13 protein-coding genes and 1 riboswitch are annotated in these 17039 nt (G+C 60.0%); of the genes, 8 read left to right on the top strand and 5 right to left on the bottom strand.

The features are described 5' to 3' along the window. The 3 genes from FGQ67_RS07745 to FGQ67_RS07735 all read left to right on the top strand — a co-directional run. Positions 1-1683, top strand: a 1683-nt coding sequence (locus FGQ67_RS07745; protein WP_171025259.1) for a carbohydrate-binding domain-containing protein, incomplete at its 5' end; no start/stop codon positions are given. A gap of 271 nt (positions 1684-1954) precedes the next feature. Continuing rightward, positions 1955-3739, top strand: coding sequence for a carbohydrate-binding domain-containing protein (locus FGQ67_RS07740; protein WP_161115311.1), 1785 nt, complete (start codon positions 1955-1957; stop codon positions 3737-3739). A 207-nt stretch (positions 3740-3946) separates the two neighbouring features. Beyond that, entirely contained in the window at positions 3947-4612 is a 666-nt protein-coding gene (locus FGQ67_RS07735; protein WP_138341122.1) for an alpha/beta hydrolase, read from the top strand. Between the two features lie 61 nt (positions 4613-4673). Here the strand turns inward: FGQ67_RS07735 and FGQ67_RS07730 are convergent, their stop codons facing one another. The 4 genes from FGQ67_RS07730 to FGQ67_RS07715 all read right to left on the bottom strand — a co-directional run bounded on the left by FGQ67_RS07730 (position 4674) and on the right by FGQ67_RS07715 (position 9236). Beyond that, positions 4674-6008, bottom strand: a complete 1335-nt coding sequence (locus FGQ67_RS07730; protein ID WP_138111850.1) for a uracil-xanthine permease family protein — start codon at positions 6006-6008, stop codon at positions 4674-4676. Positions 6009-6131: 123 nt separating this feature from the next. Beyond that, a complete protein-coding gene (locus FGQ67_RS07725; RefSeq protein ID WP_249934426.1) occupies positions 6132-7265 on the bottom strand; it encodes a 5-methyltetrahydropteroyltriglutamate--homocysteine S-methyltransferase in 1134 nt (377 codons plus the stop codon). Between the two features lie 155 nt (positions 7266-7420). Further along, positions 7421-8317, bottom strand: coding sequence for a LysR family transcriptional regulator (locus tag FGQ67_RS07720; protein WP_055286633.1), 897 nt, complete (start codon positions 8315-8317; stop codon positions 7421-7423). A gap of 10 nt (positions 8318-8327) precedes the next feature. Continuing rightward, complete coding sequence (locus tag FGQ67_RS07715) at positions 8328-9236, bottom strand: HAD-IIB family hydrolase (RefSeq protein WP_138341118.1); 909 nt, start codon at positions 9234-9236, stop codon at positions 8328-8330. Between the two features lie 61 nt (positions 9237-9297). Beyond that, positions 9298-9408: riboswitch (TPP riboswitch) on the top strand. Positions 9409-9459: 51 nt separating this feature from the next. Between FGQ67_RS07715 and thiM the strand changes: the two genes are divergently transcribed. The 3 genes from thiM to FGQ67_RS07700 are packed head-to-tail and all read left to right on the top strand — an operon-like array spanning position 9460 to position 11336. Beyond that, positions 9460-10299, top strand: coding sequence for a hydroxyethylthiazole kinase (gene thiM, locus FGQ67_RS07710; protein ID WP_117769838.1), 840 nt, complete (start codon positions 9460-9462; stop codon positions 10297-10299). 3 nt (positions 10300-10302) lie between these two features. Next, a complete protein-coding gene (locus FGQ67_RS07705; RefSeq protein ID WP_233504607.1) occupies positions 10303-10644 on the top strand; it encodes a thiamine-binding protein in 342 nt (113 codons plus the stop codon). Next, positions 10641-11336 (top strand): thiamine phosphate synthase, encoded by a 696-nt coding sequence (locus FGQ67_RS07700; RefSeq protein ID WP_006234517.1) that lies wholly within the window; start codon positions 10641-10643, stop codon positions 11334-11336. Before FGQ67_RS07705 ends, FGQ67_RS07700 begins: the two co-directional genes overlap by 4 nt. Positions 11337-11448: 112 nt before the next feature. On the opposite strand, the gene FGQ67_RS07695 is transcribed toward FGQ67_RS07700, so the two are convergent. Then, the gene (locus FGQ67_RS07695) at positions 11449-12318 is read right to left on the bottom strand and encodes a patatin-like phospholipase family protein (protein WP_171025258.1); all 870 of its coding nucleotides are present in this window, start codon (positions 12316-12318) and stop codon (positions 11449-11451) included. A gap of 324 nt (positions 12319-12642) precedes the next feature. Here FGQ67_RS07695 and FGQ67_RS07690 point away from each other — a divergent pair, with 324 nt between their 5' ends. Both FGQ67_RS07690 and FGQ67_RS07685 read left to right on the top strand, forming a co-directional pair. Next, on the top strand, positions 12643-15360 hold the full coding sequence (locus FGQ67_RS07690; RefSeq protein WP_138341116.1) for a bifunctional diguanylate cyclase/phosphodiesterase: 2718 nt from the start codon (positions 12643-12645) through the stop codon (positions 15358-15360). Positions 15361-15486: 126 nt separating this feature from the next. After that, a complete protein-coding gene (locus FGQ67_RS07685; RefSeq protein WP_171025257.1) occupies positions 15487-17016 on the top strand; it encodes a diguanylate cyclase domain-containing protein in 1530 nt (509 codons plus the stop codon). Positions 17017-17039: the final 23 nt, after the last annotated feature.

Below are 17039 nucleotides of genomic sequence, written 5' to 3'. Positions count from 1 at the left end.
CACGGCAGCTGGCGCCGCGTGACGCGCCGCATCGTCTGCGGCCTGGCCTGCGCGCTCACGGTGAGCTCGCTGCTCATGCCGAGCGTCTCGCTCGCGGCCGAGTGGGTGGACGTCGGCGGCGTCCGCCACGAAGCGGCCGCGGGGCCCGCGGGAGACGCCGCCGGCACCTGGAGCTGGGACGGCGCCGATGACATGAAGCTCAACGGCTATAACGGCGGCGCGATCGAGGCAGCGGGCAAGCTCAACGTGAGCTACGAGGGCGACAACATCGTCACTAACGGCGACGGCCGCGGCATCAAGGTTAAGGATGGCGCGAACGAGAACGCCGAGCTTAATATTCAGGGCGACGCGTCCAGCACGCTCAACGTGACATCTTCTCGTGACGCCATCACTTCCGTCGGCAGCATCAACATCGACGGCGCTGGCACTGTCAACGCCACGAGCACCGAGCACGATGCCATCGATGCCGGGGGCGATGTCACCATCAAGGGCTCGGGAAACGTTAACGCCACGGGCGATTCGGATGGCATCAGGGCCGACGGCAACATCACGATCGACAACAGCGGAACCGTCACCGCCAAGGCCACCGAGGATCAGGGTATCGATGCTAACGAGAACCTCATCATAAAGGGCGGCGGCAAGGTAGAGGCAAGCTCTATCAAAGACAATGCGATTTGGGCCGACGGCAACATCGAGATCTCGGGTGGCAGCCAGGTCAAGGCAAGCTCCGAGGAAGACGCCACCATCGACGGTAAAAACAGCCTCACGGTCACGAACGCTTCCCTCAACGCAAGTGGCGTTGGGTATGGCATCTATGTCTACAAGGGCATCACGTTCGATGGCGCAACCGTAACGGTCCGTGCAAGTGCAGGGAACGATGAAGCCAGCGCCCTCTTCACCGACGAGGACGACATCGTCATCAAGAACGGCTCGATCGTGGATGCGTTCGCAGAAGGCCAGTTCTCGACCGCAATCTTCACCAGAAACTACTACCCCAACGAAGCGGGTGGTCACATCTACATTAGTGACTCCGTTGTCAAGGCTATAGCCCGCTATGTCGAGTCCGGTAGCGACGGCCCCGATCACTACAGCAACGACCAAAGTGGCGCGGTCATTCCCGAGCATAGGGGCATGAACATCGGCATCTTTGCCCGGACCAAGGAGGGCATCACGCCCGCGACCATCTCGATTGTCCGCAGTAAGATCACAGCTGAGGGAGACACGGCGGCAATCTTCGCCCTTGCCGTGAGCGCGGACGGCGAGACAATCGGCACCATCGAGATCGAAGGCGCTCCCATACAGACGCCCACAGGCGGCAAGATCATTGGCTATCGCAACAAGGAAGAACTCGATGACGGCATCTTCTACGTGGTGGGTCAAACCATCGGCACGGGCGACGCTGTGATCGACTCCCCCTATAACGAAGCTGTCGCCAAGAGCACGGTCATCGCGCCTCCCGAGGAGATCAAACCCGAGGAGAAGCCAGGCGAGACCAAGCCCGAGGGTTCCAAGTCCGAGGGCACGAAGACGACCAAGACCGTTGCAGTTGCAGCCACGGGAGCCAAGATCGCCGGCAAACTCGCAGCAACCGGCGACGCCTCGAGCGCAGCCATCGTGGCAGCCGCCCTTGCGGGAACAGCCGCCATCGCCGCGGGCGCCGTGGTGAGCCGCAAGCGCTCGTAAACACTTTTTCGCACGGGACGGGTGGATCGCGGCCCTTGCCTTCCTCGTCTACTTCTTCGTAGCGTAAGGGCAAGGCTGCAAAAGCTGAACAATAAAGCGCGGAGTCGCCATGCGGCCCCGCGCTTTTCTTTTAGCGCCGGTCCCTGCGCCGGCGTGCGGCCTATTTCTCCCCCATTTTGGCCATTTTGCCCTCCAAACGGCACTACCGCCGGCAACATCCAGCAGATACGCTGAATCTAGTCGTATAGGCCCTATGAGAACGGGAGCAACCATGGCAGCCTTGTTCACGACCCCCAAACGCAATGACACTACCGCCGGAACCCATGTTGCCGAACCCGACGTTCGCCGTCGCATAGGACTCGCGCACGGCAGCTGGCGCCGCGTGACGCGCCGCATCGTCTGCGGCCTGGCCTGCGCGCTCACGGTGAGCTCGCTGCTCATGCCGAGCGTCTCGCTCGCAGCGGAATGGGTCAAGGTCGGCGGCAACAAGTACAACACCGCGGCGAGCGACGAGGCCGGTACCTGGTCGTGGGACGGCGCCGACGACTTGAAGCTCAACAACTATAACGGCGGCGAGATCCAGGCCGCAGGCAAGCTCAACGTGAATTACTCGGGAACCAACATCGTCACTGCCGAATGGATCGAAAGCATCAACGTTTCTCATGGCACTAACGAGAATGCCGAGCTCAATATCCAAGGCGACGAGGGCGGCACGCTCAGCGTGACATCTACTGAGGACGCTATCCTCACCACGGGTAATATCAACATCGACGGAGCCGGATCCGTCAACGCCACGAGCACTGGGTTTGATGCCATCAATGCCGGAGGTGATCTCGCTATCAAAGGTTCGGGCAACGTCAACGCCACGGGTGCATCGGATGGCATCAGGGCAAACGGCAATATCACGATTGACGACAGCGGAGCCGTCACCGCCAGGGCTACCAAGGACAAGGGTATTGGAGCCGACAAGAACCTCACCATCAAGGGTGGCGGGACGGTCGAGGCAAGCTCAGCCGATGGTGAGGCCCTTTGGAGCGGCGACAATATCAACATCTCGGACGGCAGCCAGGTCAAGGCAAGCTCCGAGGAAGACGCTGCCGTCGAGGCCAAGGGCAGCCTCGCAGCCACAAACGCCTCCCTCAACGTAAACGGTGTTGAATATGGCGTCTATGCCCACAAGGGCATCACCCTCGATCATGCAAACGTGACGGTCCGTGCAAGTAAAGGCAGATACGGTGGCGCCAACGCCCTCTTCACCTACCAGGACGACATCGTCGTCAAGAACGGCTCCACCGTGGACGCGTTTGCGGAAGGCGAGGTTTCGGCTGCATTCTCCACCAGAAACGATCGACCCAACGAGAAGGGCGGCCACATCTACATCAGCGACTCCGTTGTCAAGGCCATAGCCCGCTATGTCGAGAACGGCGACGGCCCCATCCCCTACAGCGAAAACCAAGATGGCGAGACGAGGCGCGAACCCCAAGGCGAGAACATCGGCATCATCGCCCAGACCAGCGAGGGCGTCACACCCGCAGTCATCTCGATCATCCGCAGCAAGGTAACGGCCGAAGGAGATACAGCGGCAATCTTTGCCCGTGCCATGAGCGCTGACGGCAAGACAATCGGCACCATCAAGATTGAGAACGCCGCCATCCAGACGCCCGAAGGCGGCAAGGTCATTGACTATCGCAAGCTCCGTGACGGCATCTACGAGGCAGGCCAAGCCATCGGCACGGGCGACGCCACGGTCGACTCCCTCTATATCAAAGCAGTCGCCAAAAGTACGACCATCGCACCTCCCGAGGTAGCCAAGCCGGAAGACCCCAAGCCCGACGAGACCAAGCCCGCAGAAAGCAAGCCCGCGGAGTCCAAGCAGAACCCCAAGCCTGAGGGCTCAAAGCCGACCAAGGCCGTTGCGGCTTCAACCACGAAAGCCAAGACTACCGGCGTGCTCGCGGCAACCGGCGACACCTCGGGTGCGGCCATCGTGGCAACCGTCCTTGCGGGAACAGCCGCTATCGCCGCAGGCACCATGGCGAGCCGTAAGCGTTCTTAGACGCCTCTGCGCACATGGCAGCTCCCGCGAAGGCCCCGAACCCCAGCACCGTTTAACAACGCCACCGCCGAGCTCCCCTCCGGCGGTGGCGTTTTCCATATGCGTCCGCAGGGGATGCACGAGATTGTCTTTGGTCTAGCCCAACCGGCATACGCTGGCGTGCGACAATTGGGGCTGCCGATATCACAACACTGAGAGAAGCCCGTCATGGAAGCGCATCAAAAGCAGATAACCGTTTATTCGAATCATACGGAAAGCGCGCCTGTCATCTACCTTCCTGTGGTCGTGGGCGACGGCAGCGAGGTTTATAAGTGTTGCCGAGAGCTCGACTGTCCGCCATTCGCCCTCGTCACCATTGGCGGGCTCGATTGGAATCGCGAGCTGAGCCCCTGGGCATGCGACGGGACCGTACGCGATGCCGAGCCTTTCGGCGGCCAAGCTGCCGATTTTCTTGATGAGCTGCTGAATCAGATAATCCCCCAGGTCGAGTCGTCGCTTCCTCAGCCGCCCACCTGGCGCGGCATTGCCGGCTACTCGCTCGCGGGCCTCTTCGCACTCTGGTCCCTCTGGCAAACCGACGCCTTTGACCGCGCCGCGAGCGCATCGGGGTCGCTATGGTTTCCCGACTTTGTCGACCGTGCCAGCACGGCCCCTTTTGCCGGCAGCCCGCAAGCCGTCTACCTGTCACTCGGCAAAAAGGAAACCAAGACGCCCAACCGCATGATGCGGCATGTACTCGACGACACACGCGCGATGGAAGCGTTGCTCGTCGAGCGCAGCATTCCAACAACGCTGGAGCTCAACCCCGGCAATCACTTTGCCCAAACCGACTTACGCATGGCCCGCGGCATCCACTGGATACTGACGCATTAAAAATGGTGCCCACACGCATATACGCATGGGCACCATATCTTGTTTTAGCTGAACGCAGCTGCTACTCAGCAGCCTCCTCAAGCTCGGAGACATCAAACTCAAAGTCGTTACCCGGCAGGATGGCGTTGAGCACGATGCCCACCAGTGAGCCCACGGCAATGCCGGACAGCGAAATGGTCACGCCGCCCAGCTCCAACACGATGGCGCCGGCGGTGCTGTACGCGATGCCGAGCGAAAGCACGAGCACCAGCGCGGCAACCAGCACGTTGCGGTTGTTCTGGAAATCGACCTGGTTCTCGATGAGGTTGCGGACGCCCACAGCGCTGATCATGCCGTAGAGCACGAGCGACACACCGCCGATAACGCATGCCGGCATGGCGGCGATGACTGCGGCGAACTTGGGGCAGAACGAAAGCACGATGGCGCAACACGCGGCAATTCGAATTACGCGCGGGTCGAACACGCGCGTCAGGGCGAGCACGCCGGTGTTCTCGCCATACGTAGTGTTGGCCGGAGCGCCAAAGAGCGAAGCCAGAATCGTGGCAAGGCCGTCGCCGAGCAGCGTGCGATGCAGACCGGGATCGGCAATGTAGTTGCGCTCGCAAGTCGAACCGATAGCAGAGATATCGCCGATATGCTCGATCATGGTCGCGAAGGCCAGCGGCATGATGGTGATGATGGCCGTCGTGGCAAGACCGTTATCGAACTGCGGCCCAAAGAGTGCAAACACGGTGTTGTCCCACACGATGGGCAGACCGACCCACGGAGCGGCGGCAACGCCCGAGAAATCAACCTCGCCGAGCGCAGCCGCAACGGCATAGCTCACCACAACGCCCAGCAAAATCGGCACGATCTTGACCATGCCACGGCCCCAGATGTTGCAGATGACGATAACGGCAACGCCAATGACAGCCACAAGCCAGTTGGTCTGGCAGTTAGCAATAGCGGAGCTCGCCAGGATCAGACCGATCGAAATGACGATGGGGCCAGTCACCACCGGCGGGAAGAAACGCATGACACGCTTGGCGCCAAAGGCGCGGAAGAGCGCCGCAAGCACCGGATAAAGCAGGCCGGCGCAAGCAACGCCCAGACAAGCGTAGGGCAAAAGCTCGGTCTCGCCGTTGGGCGCGATTGCGGCATAACCGGCAATAAAGGCAAACGATGAGCCCAAAAATGCCGGCACCTTACCGCGCGACAGGAAGTGGAACAGCAGCGTGCCCAAACCGGCAAACAAAAGCGTTGCCGAAACCGAGAGACCGGTGAGCACGGGCACCAGCACGGTGGCGCCAAACATGGCAAACAGGTGCTGCAGACCGAGCAAAAACATGCGCGGGCGGCCGAGCGACGATGCGTCGTAGATGGCATCGCTGGCGGCGGGCGTCGAGGACTGGGACATGAGAGTCCTTTCAAAATGGAAGGGCGCTCGAGCATAGCGGATTACCTGCCCGAACGATACGATCCGAACCATTGTACGCGATACGCAATGCCTCGCACGCGCCGCCACCTGCAAACGGTAGCGTTACTCCCAAACGCGCTCGGCAATGCGCTTGACCAGCGCGATCTTTGCCCACTGCTCGTCCTCGGTCAGCTTGTTGCCAATCTCGCAGCTGGCAAAGCCGCACTGGGGCGACAGGTACAGATTCTCGAGCGGCACGTACTTTGCGGCTTCGCGGATGCGCTCGACGATAACATCCTCGTTCTCGAGCTCTGCCGCCTTGGTGGTTACCAAGCCCAGCACGACCTTCTTGCCGGGAGCGACGTACTTCAGCGGCTCAAAGCCGCCGGCGCGCGGCGTGTCGAACTCCAGATAGAACGCATCGACATTCTCATGTGCGAACAGGTACGGTGCGATGGGATCGTAGCCGCCTTCAAAAGCGTAGGTGGAGTGGTAGTTGCCGCGGCACACGTGCGTGTTGATAACCAGATCGTCGGGCTTGCCCTCGATGGCGGCGTTGTTGAGCGCCACGCCCAGCTCGCTTACCTTTTGCAGGTCGACCGGGCTCATGCCGGTTTTGGCGACAAAATCGGTATCGCAGTAGATGCCCCAGGTGCAGTCATCAAACTGGATGTTGCGGCATCCTGCTGCGTACAGGTCGGCGATCACCGTGCGATAAGCGTCTGCAATAGCGTCGGCAAGTTCCTCATCGGTCTTATAGACAGCGCGCAGGCTCTCCTGCTGGCCGTCGCAGCGATCGAGCGTGACCTCAGAGAACGTCTGGATCGGCGCCGGAATGGTCTGGCGTGCGACCTGGCCCTCCTCCTCCAGCGCCTTGACGAACTTAAAATGCTCGACGAACGGGTGGTTCTCGCCGCTAATGAGACCGGTTACCACGGCGGTGTCGGCCGTCGTCTCCTCGTCATGGAACATATAACCCGTGCGTGAGGTGCGGCGCTCAATGCCGTTAAGGCCCCACATAAAATCGAGGTGCCAGTAGCTGCGGCGGAACTCGCCATCGGTGATCACCCGCAGGCCGGCGGCCTTCTGCTTGGCCACCAAATCGCGAATAGCATCGTCCTCGACGGCCTTAAGGCCGGAAGCGTCGAGTTTACCCGCGACATAGGCGGCACGGGCCTCCTTTACAGCCTGCGGACGAAGAAAACTGCCGACGATATCGGCGCGAAACGGCGCGTTCGGATGAATCGAAGTGCTCATAGATATCTCCCTTTGCATTGGATGCTCTACTGGGACAGAGTATGAGCGCTCATATGACCATCGTAAAATATACGTTTATAACAGTTTGATATAGATGCTTCCTATATCAGTCTGGACTGCCATAAAGAGACTTGAACTGTGCGGAGCACAGCAGCCTAGATATGCTGACGAATCGCGTCGATATAGGCCCGACCGTAGCGCGTGAGCGTCGTGTTCTTGCGCGTGATGATGCCAATCTCCATGTATTCGTCCACATCGAGCGGAATCGAGATAATACCGGGGCCGTTAAGTTCATGGCTGATCACGCCCGAGCATACCGTGTAGCCGTTGAGGCCCATGGCCAAATTGAACAACGTCGCACGGTCGCGCACGCGGATATTTTTGCGACGCTCGAACGTCGAGGTCAGCTCCTCGGAATAGTAAAACGAGTTGTAGCTGCCCTGCTCGTAGGACAGGAACGGGTAGTCTTCCAGATCCTCGAGCGTCACGCTGGAGCGGTCCGCCAGCGGATGGTCGGCGCAGACGAAGACATGCGGCGTGGCGCAGAAGAGTCCTTCGAACACGAGCTCGTTGGCCACCAGCATGCGCTCGATGACCTCGCGGTTATGCTCGGATAAGTACAGGATGCCCAGTTCGCTTTTCATATGCGCGACATCCTCGATAATCTCGTGAGTCTGCTCCTCGCGCAGGGTGAAGTCGTAACGCGCGGCATCGAACTCGCGGATCACGTCGACAAACGCGTTGACGGCAAAGGAATAATGCTGGCAGCTCACACTAAAGTGCGGCACCTGCTCGGATGCGCCCTTGTACTTGCCCTCGAGCAGGTCGGCCTGGTCGAGTACCTGGCGCGCATAGCCCAAGAAGGTCTCGCCTTCCTCGGACACAATGACGCCCTTGTTGGTGCGCTCAAAGATGTGCACACCCATCTCGTTTTCGAGATCGCGAATCGACGCGGTAATCGAAGGCTGCGACACAAAGAGACGGCGCGAGGCCTCGGTAATGCTGCCGCATTCGGCAACTTTGACGACATATCTGAGCTGCTGGAGCTTCATGACTGTCTCCTTAGCTGTTCGTGAGATTCGCGTCGGCAGTACCCGGCAGGCGCATAAACGACGGCATCTCCCCCGTCGCGGCGCAGGCGGCAATCTGATGCAGAGCCCCGGCAACCGCATCATCTGCCGCAGCGCCAATATGCCAGCGTGCGGCAGCCGTGACGGCCTCGTTGGCATTGGCGACTGCAACGGAGTTAGGAACGGCATCGATCATGGGCAAATCGTTATCGGAATCGCCGAATACGGCCACCTCGTCGGGCGTCAGGCCCAAAGCGCGCGCCAGCTCCAGCGCAGCGCAGCCCTTGTCCCAACCAGCCGGAAGGATGTCGAACAGGCGCACTCGGTTGTTGGGAAACACAAGCGAGAGTTCCGGCACCTCAGCGGCAACGCGCTCACGTAGCTCCGCGAGCTCCTCACGCGAACGGGCACTCCAGATATTCGCCTTAAACACCGGCGCGCCATCGACGACGGGACGACATGGGGCCTCTTCGCCTTTGAGCCACGCGTTGCCGCCCGACTCCATGGCGCGACGAACGCGCTCGGGGTCACTCGTCACACAATGGGCATCGTTGCCCCAAAAGTCATCGCCCAGGCTGTAGACTTTTAGAAATGTATCGTCGGTCTCTTGCTCCAGATAGTCGGCCAAACGCATCAGAGCATCGTTGTCGATTGCGCGCGAGGCGACTACTTCGCCGTCAACAAACATCACCTGGCCGTTACAGAACGCACCGGTCGAATAACACCCGGAACGGTTTTTGAACATCCAGCCCATCGCGGACGGCTGACGACCCGAAACCGGCCCAAAGTGCAAACCCGCCGCCTGCATGGCATGAATACCCTCAATGGCGTAGTCGCTGGCGCCGTCATGCCCGGCTGGAATCAGTGTATCGTCCATATCGGTCAGCACAAGTTTGATCATAGAGTCCCCCAGTCATTTTCACCGCAACCATTGTAACGGTGCGCTAGTATAGGGAACAACAGATTCGATGCGGGAGTGCCGGCGGTGCAAACCACAAGGCTGAGAGGGCATGGGGCCCAATCCTTTGAACCTGTCAGTTAATGCTGGCGTAGGGAGCATGCCGCCTTTACAGGGGCGCTGTCTATGCACAGCGCCCCTTTTCTATGCCAAGGAGGCATGTGCAGTGATTGATTCGGAACAGCTTAAGCAACATATGGTCAAGGCCGTGGAGGAGATTCGCACCACCAATCCGATGGCCGGCTCCATCACCAACACGGTGACGATCGACTTTGTCGCCAACGCGCAGCTCGCTGTGGGTGGATCGGCCGCCATGGTCTATCTTCCCGACGAGGGCGAGGCGCTCGTTGCCGGCGGCGGCGCCATCTATCTCAATATGGGCACGCTCTTCCCCATCTACGAGCAGACGATTCCCCGCGCGGCCAAGGCGGCACACGACGCCGGCAAGCCCTGGGTGCTCGATCCGGTGGGTCTGGGCATCGGCAGTCTGCGCACCCAGTTGGTAAACGAGCTTAAGCAGTACAAGCCCGCCATCGTGCGCGGCAACGCCTCCGAGATCATCGCGCTCGCCGGCCTGTGGGGTCTTGAGGGCGAGGCGGCCGATCTGAGCCGCGTGCGCGGTGTCGATACCACCGACACGGTCGACGCCGCCCGCGATGCCGCCGTGGCGCTCGCCCGCTACACCGGCGGCGCCGTTGTGGTCTCGGGCGAAGTCGACCTGATCACCGACGGCATGACCGTGGCCAAGTCCCACGGCGGCAGCCCGCTCATGTCCAAGATCACCGGTTGCGGCTGCTCGCAAGGCGGTGTGCTGGCTGTGTACGCCTGCGCTGCCGACCCGTTTACGGCCGCCGTCTGCGGCACCGCCGTCTACAACGTTGCCGGCTCGCGTGCCGCCGCTGTCGCCGACGCCCCGGCAAGCTTTAAGGTCGCCTTTATCGACGAGCTCTACCGCGCAACCGCCCAGGACATCGCCAACAACCAGCTCGACCTCGAGGAGGCATAGGCCATGTCCGAGCCCGCAACCGATGCCGGCATGAATACGCTCGTCGCCGTGGCCATCGCCCCGTGCGGCACCGGCGATGAGCTGTCCGCCGAGGTCGCCGAGGTCGTGCGCGTCATTCGCGAGAGCGGCCTTCCCAACCGCACCACCTCGATGTTCACCGAGATCGAGGGCGACTGGGACGAGGTCATGCAGGTCGTGCGCGACGCAACCTTTGTGTTGGCGAGCAAGGGCATCCGCACCGAAGTCGTGCTCAAAGCCGATATTCGACCCGGATTTACCGACACCATGACCGGCAAGCTCGAGCGCATGGAAGCTCAGATCAAAAAGCAGGAGGAAACACGATGAGTATCCGCGACAACCTTGATATCTCGGCCTATCTGGTGCTCGGCCCCGAAAACACGCTCGGGCGCCCCGTGGGCGATGTGGTGGCCCAGGCACTCGACGCCGGCTTTACCTGCATCCAGGTGCGCTCCAAGGTGGCAAGCGCCCGCGAGATCATTGCGCTGACCGGCGACGCCGCGCAGGCAATCGCACAGGCCGGCAAGACCGGTCAGGTCGCTTTGCTGATTGACGACCGCCTGGACTGCGTACTCGCCGCGCGCGAGCAGGGCATTGCTGTCGACGGTGTGCACGTGGGCCAAAGCGATATTCCCGTCGAGGTCTGTCGCAAGTTGCTGGGCCCCGACGCCATCGTGGGCCTTTCGGCCCGTTGCGAGGAGATGCTCGAGTACGTCAAGACCGCCGATATGAGTTTGGTCGACTACCTTGGCATCGGCCCACTCCACGAGACCGAGACCAAGCGCGACTGCGGACGCGCGGCCGACGGCTCTATCATCACCAAGAGCTTTGAGGACCTGGCCGCGCTCCATGCGGCAAGCCCCGTGCCCATCGTGGTGGGCGGCGGCGTCAAGACGGCCGACCTTCCGCAGCTCAAGGCTACCGGCGTCGACGGCTTCTTTGTGGTGAGTGCCGTCTGCAGCGCCGATGACCCCTACGCCGCGGCCAAGGAGCTCGTAGACACCTGGCAGCAGGCATAGGCATAAGCCGAGCAGTTGCTCCGCGGCCCCATAACTTCAGCAATGGAAAGCGCATCCCAGTTTGGACGTCCATTCTGGGATGCGCTTTCCGCTGAGCACGCGGCAGTTTGCCCTACTCTGCCAGATATGCCTCCAGTGCCGGCAAGGTCGCCTCCGCATCGCGGCGACCAATCTGGTAGATGCGTTCAAGTTCATCGGGCTCGCGACACAGCGACGGCACCTTCACCGATTCGCTCGGCCGCACCACAAAGATCTCGCCGGCAGCCTCGCGACGTGCCAGGTCATCGAGCGTGGTATTGTAGACCTCATGCCGATGCTCAAGCGCTGCGACAAACTCCGGATAGTGACGGAACACGCGTCGCAGCATGGGCATCACGCTGTTGGGCTGCTTCACAAAGCCCGCTGGCTGCGTGAGTACCACGATATTGCGGTCATACCCCTGCGCAAACAGCCATGCGCTGGGAATAGAATCAGCCACGCCACCATCCAGATACTTATGCCCGTCAATAGCAACGGGACGCGTCGCCACGGGAATTGCCGACGACGCCCGGATCCACTCGATATCGCGCTCGTCGCCATACGGCAGATCGTGATAGACAGCCTTGCCCGTCTCGATATCGGTACACACGCACGTAAACCGCATGGGGCAGGCGCGATATGTCTCCAAATCGATGGGATCGCGCTCGATGGGCACCTCGTGATAGGCAAAATCGGCATTGAACATATCGCCGGTCCGCAGCCAGCTTGCTACACCCGCATAGCGCTTATCGGCACAATAGGCCTTGTTATAGCGAATGGCGCGGCCGATCTGGCGCGATTTAAAGTTGTAGCCAAACGCCGCGCCCGCCGAGACACCCACCATATGGTCGCAAGTTAAGCCGTGCTCCATCCAAACGTCGAGCACGCCCGCCGTATACATACCGCGGTAGCCGCCTCCCTCGAGTGCCAGCCCCACCGTGCGCGTCGTATTTGACTGTGCCATGCGACCATCTCCGTCCCCACAAATTCAAACGGGACAAGTATACCCGTCAACATATATCGTCCCAGTCGCATTTTTATCAAACATCGCATCGTCGCGCTACCGCTTGTCGAACAATAGCCGCCCACAGCATGTGCACCCATATATAATTGTGCACTATTGTTTACACTACTCAGCTGTTATCAACAGCGAACATTAGCCGGCAAATTAACTCAACAACGCGGCAAGGCGGGGGCCTGGATACATGCAAAGCGCTGAGCAACGACGCGTGTACACAACGAGCTCGCCCGACGCAATCCGCCCCGACCTCAGAAAGCCACTTAGAACATGGAAACTGTCAGCAATTACACCGAAACGCTCGAAAAGACCGTCCGCGACCTTCTCGAGCGGCAGGAGGATCTGATCAGGACCGCCTTTACCGACCAGCTTACCGGGCTTGGCAACCGTGGCGGCTTTGCCCGTTCCCTCGAGGAGCTCTGGGAGCAGGACGCCCCCGTTACCATGGCGTTCATCGATATCGACAATCTCAAGCACTGCAACGACGTCTTTGGACATGACGAGGGCAACCGCTATATCTTGCAGGTAAGTCTCTATCTTAATCTGTATATGAAGGTGGGCGAAGCGGCGTTTCGCATAGGCGGCGACGAGTTTGCCATCCTATCTACGATTGCAACCGAGGACGACCTCGCCGAACGTCTGAAACACTGCCGAACGGTTCTGCTCAAAAACAACGATTCCGAGATGCCCCACTCGTTTAGCTACGGAGTGTCACATGCCGACCCCGCCCTGGGCGAAGCTTCCAATCGCATGACGCTCGATGCCGACCATCGCATGTACGACTACAAGCTACGTCATGCCATGCACCTCGATCGACGCAATATCACGCAAGTTCACGCCGACGACTTCGAAATAAGCGATCGAATTTTTGACGCCTTTTCGATGCTCAATGAGGGCCGATATTTCTTTATCGAGAACTTGGACAAACATCGCACCCTTTGGTCACAAGGTGCCTTGCGCGATCTTGGCCTTCCCTCGGAGCACATAGACAACTGTCGCGATTACTGGAAAACGCGCGTCCATCCCGACGACCTTGAGGCCTGCATCAACGACATCGACCAAGTCTACAACGGCACCAAACACCGTCGCGTCATGCAGTATCGTGTGCGCAACGCCGTCGGCGACTACGTCCTTTGCCGTGCTCGCGGGTTTCGTATCGACGGCGACGGAAATGTCCCCTCGCTCTATGTCGGCGAGCTCGTCAACCACCCACTTGCCGAAACCGTCGACGCCGCCACAGGCCTCGGAACGCAGCGCATGCTGGCCAACGCCATCGACGCCTGCCGCCGCGATCGTTGCGAGACAGGGCTTATAGCGGTGCGCGTTCGTGGCACGACAACGCTCAACGAGCTCTACGGGGCCGAGGCCGTCGACAACATGCTTGCCGAATACGCAGGCCGTATGCTGTCGATCACTCGCGGCAGGAGCCGGGTCTACCGTTCACGAAGCGTTCAGTTCGTCGTGCTCAGCAACGACCTAGACCACGAGGCATTCGAGCAACTGACCCGCCACCTTAAAGAGGCCGTTTTCGCTCCTGTTCGAATCGCAGGCGACACCATTACTCCCGTCTGCCTTGTCGTCCCGGCCTTTTACGAGCACTTAACCCATCAAGCGACCGCCGTTTTAGGCGAACTCAACCGTCGCCTTCGCACGGCCGGCGGGCTTGTTCCCAACGACAGCCTCCCCATACCCGAGGCGGAGCGCAAAAGCGCCATAGCCGAACGTATCGACTCGCTCACGGGTCTCTATCGACCCAGCGAGTTTATGCGGCGCGCCAACGCTTTTCTCGAGGCAAGACGCGACGGCGCCTGGTGCATCGCCACAGTCGACATGGGCCACATGCGCCTGTTTAACGAATGGTATGGACAGGCCGAAGGCGACCGCCTGCTTGCCGATGTGGGCACGGTCCTCAAGGACATCGAGAATGCCGACATGGGCGTCGCAGGGTACTGGGGCCAAGATGACTTTTGCGTACTCATCCCCTTTAAGCACATCACCGTCCATCAAATCTACAACCGCGTTCGCGAGGCAGTAGCCAGGCATGATGACGGCGTAGGTTTTTGGCCGTCCATGGGCATTTACCCCATCGACTCCAATGAGGAGATCACCATCGATGCGCAGGCAAAGGCCATGTTTACCAATCGACGCGCCAAAAACGACTTCAAGGAGCGCATTGCTATTTTCCGCCCCGAAGAATATGAACACGAGATTGCGTTCCACCGCACGCTGACCGAGTTCCAGTACGCGCTCTCAAATGGCCGCATCACGTACTACCTGCAGCCCCAGGTCGATATGGAAACCGGCGAGATCACTGGCGCCGAGGCACTTACGCGCTGGATTGACAAGGACGGCTCTCTCATTTCGCCCGCAACGTTTATCCCCGCACTCGAGGAAAGCGGCTTTGTGGTGACGCTCGACAAGTACATTTGGCAGGGTGTCGCCATATGGCTTCGCGAGCGTCTCGATCGCGGTCTTCGCGTGGTTCCGGTCTCGCTTAATGTGTCTCGCGTGGACATTCTTGCCTGCGACGTTGCCGAGCATATGGGATCGCTCGCCGCCCAATACAACCTGCCGCCCGAGCTCATGCGCATCGAGATCACCGAGACGGCTTATACGGGAGAGTCCGAGGCCGTGGATAAGCTGACCGCAGATCTGCACACCCGCGGCTTCTCGACCTACATGGACGATTTTGGCACCGGCCAGTCCACGCTCGCGATGCTCAAGAACGTCAACGTCGACGTCATCAAGCTCGACCGCACGTTTGTGCCCACCGACCGCGATCAAGGCCGCAGCGCGCAGATCGTGTCATCGATGCTCGAGATGGCGCAGTCGCTCCATCTGCCCATTGTAATCGAAGGCGTCGAGACAGATGAGCAGGCGAACATGCTACGCCACATGGGCGCCCGCTACGCTCAGGGTTTCCTCTACTACCGCCCCATGCCGGCGAAGGATTTTGAGGCATTGCTCGATGGTAGCAATAACAACTGATACGCTCGCGCGCAAAACGCCACCGCCGAAGGGGGCATTTGTCTCCATTAGCTAACTTATATCCCCAGTTCAAACCGAATTGGGGATATGATACAAACCGTTGTTCCCCCAAGGAGGTTATCCATCATGAACGAGTCGTACCGCATGGGCGAGCAATCGATTATTGCCTATCTTCAGCGACTTGCGAATGGCATCTCGACCGCCGAACTCGATGTTGCCGCGCTGCCTGCTGAGCTACGCGCCGTTGGTGAGCAACTGCAGAAGACGCATGCTATCCTGCAACAAGAGCGCCAGCTGCTTGAGCGCAACGCCTATATCGACCCGCTCACCAACTTGGGCAACCGCAGCGGACTCGACCGTCACGTCGAGCAGCTCTGGCGCAAAGGCGATCCCTTCACCTGCGCCTATATTGACATCGACCATCTCAAGCATTGCAATGATAGGTTTGGCCACGCCGAAGGCAATCGCTATATTCTGAGCATCTGCCGCACGCTCTCCGAAACCATGGAGCACAATGAGATGCTGTTCCGTATCGGTGGAGACGAGTTTGTGCTCATCTCGCCCTCCGCAAACGAGATTGAACTCGAGCAGCGCTTGGAGCAGGTGCGTACCAGGCTGATCGAGGCGAGCTCAGGTGGCAAGGCGCCCATGATCGGCAGCTTTAGCTTTGGCTGCTCGCGCGTCGATCCACTTGCTGGCGACACGCGTCGCCAGATGACGATGGATGCCGATCGCAAGATGTATCGCTATAAGCTTATGCATCGTGTACAGCAACCGAAAGACGATGACGCGCCGCAACGCCCAATCGTCGATCAGCTTCCCTGCAACGACCGGGTGTTCCAAGCGATCTCCATGAGCTCCGAGACGCGCTATCCGTTTATCCTCAATCTCGATACGGGAGAATCGCAATGGTCGGTTAACGCCGTGCGCGATTTTGACCTGCCCTCCCAGCACCCTTTTAACTCGGTCGACATGTGGCTTGCCCGCGTTCATCCCGAGGACCGCGACAACGTACGCGCCGAGCTCGACATGGTGATAAACGGCACATGGCACTTCCACTACATGCAGTATCACGTGATGGATGCCACCGGAAAATACGCGCTTTGCGACTGCACGGGCTACCGCTTGGACGGCACCGATACCGAGCCCAGCATGTATGTGGGCATTATCATCAACCGAAGCTTGGCAGATACGACTGATTCCGTAACCGGCCTGGGCGATATTCACGCCCTGGTCAACGCCATTGGCGAAATGCGTCGCGTGGCGCGCGAGGCAGGCTTTATTGCCATTAAGGTCGACGATATCGCCGAGGTCAATGCCCGCTTTGGATTCGATGCAGGCGACCGCGTGCTCGCCGAAAGCGCCGCCTGCCTTATGGAATGCTCGCGCGGCAAGGGTCGCCTGTTCCGCTCGACGGGGCCGACATTCGTGGCGCTTTTCGACGACTTTGATCCCGAAGAGACCGACGCGATCGCAGAAGAAATCGAGCGGTTCCTGGGTTCTCCCGTGCTCATCGGCTCGCTTGAATATCAGCCACCCATTCGTGTGGCGACGCTTCATCTGGACGCTGTCGATCGACAGCCCGTTTCCATTTTGAACGAGCTCAAAGCGTTGCTTAAAGAGGCACCGCAAGTACCGGGCACCAAGCTGAACTAGCGTCGTGGGGCGCATGATGGTTA

It is taken from the genome of Collinsella aerofaciens (assembly GCF_005845035.1).
Classification (GTDB): domain Bacteria; phylum Actinomycetota; class Coriobacteriia; order Coriobacteriales; family Coriobacteriaceae; genus Collinsella; species Collinsella aerofaciens_I.
This window is presented reverse-complemented; position numbering and strand designations above follow the sequence as displayed.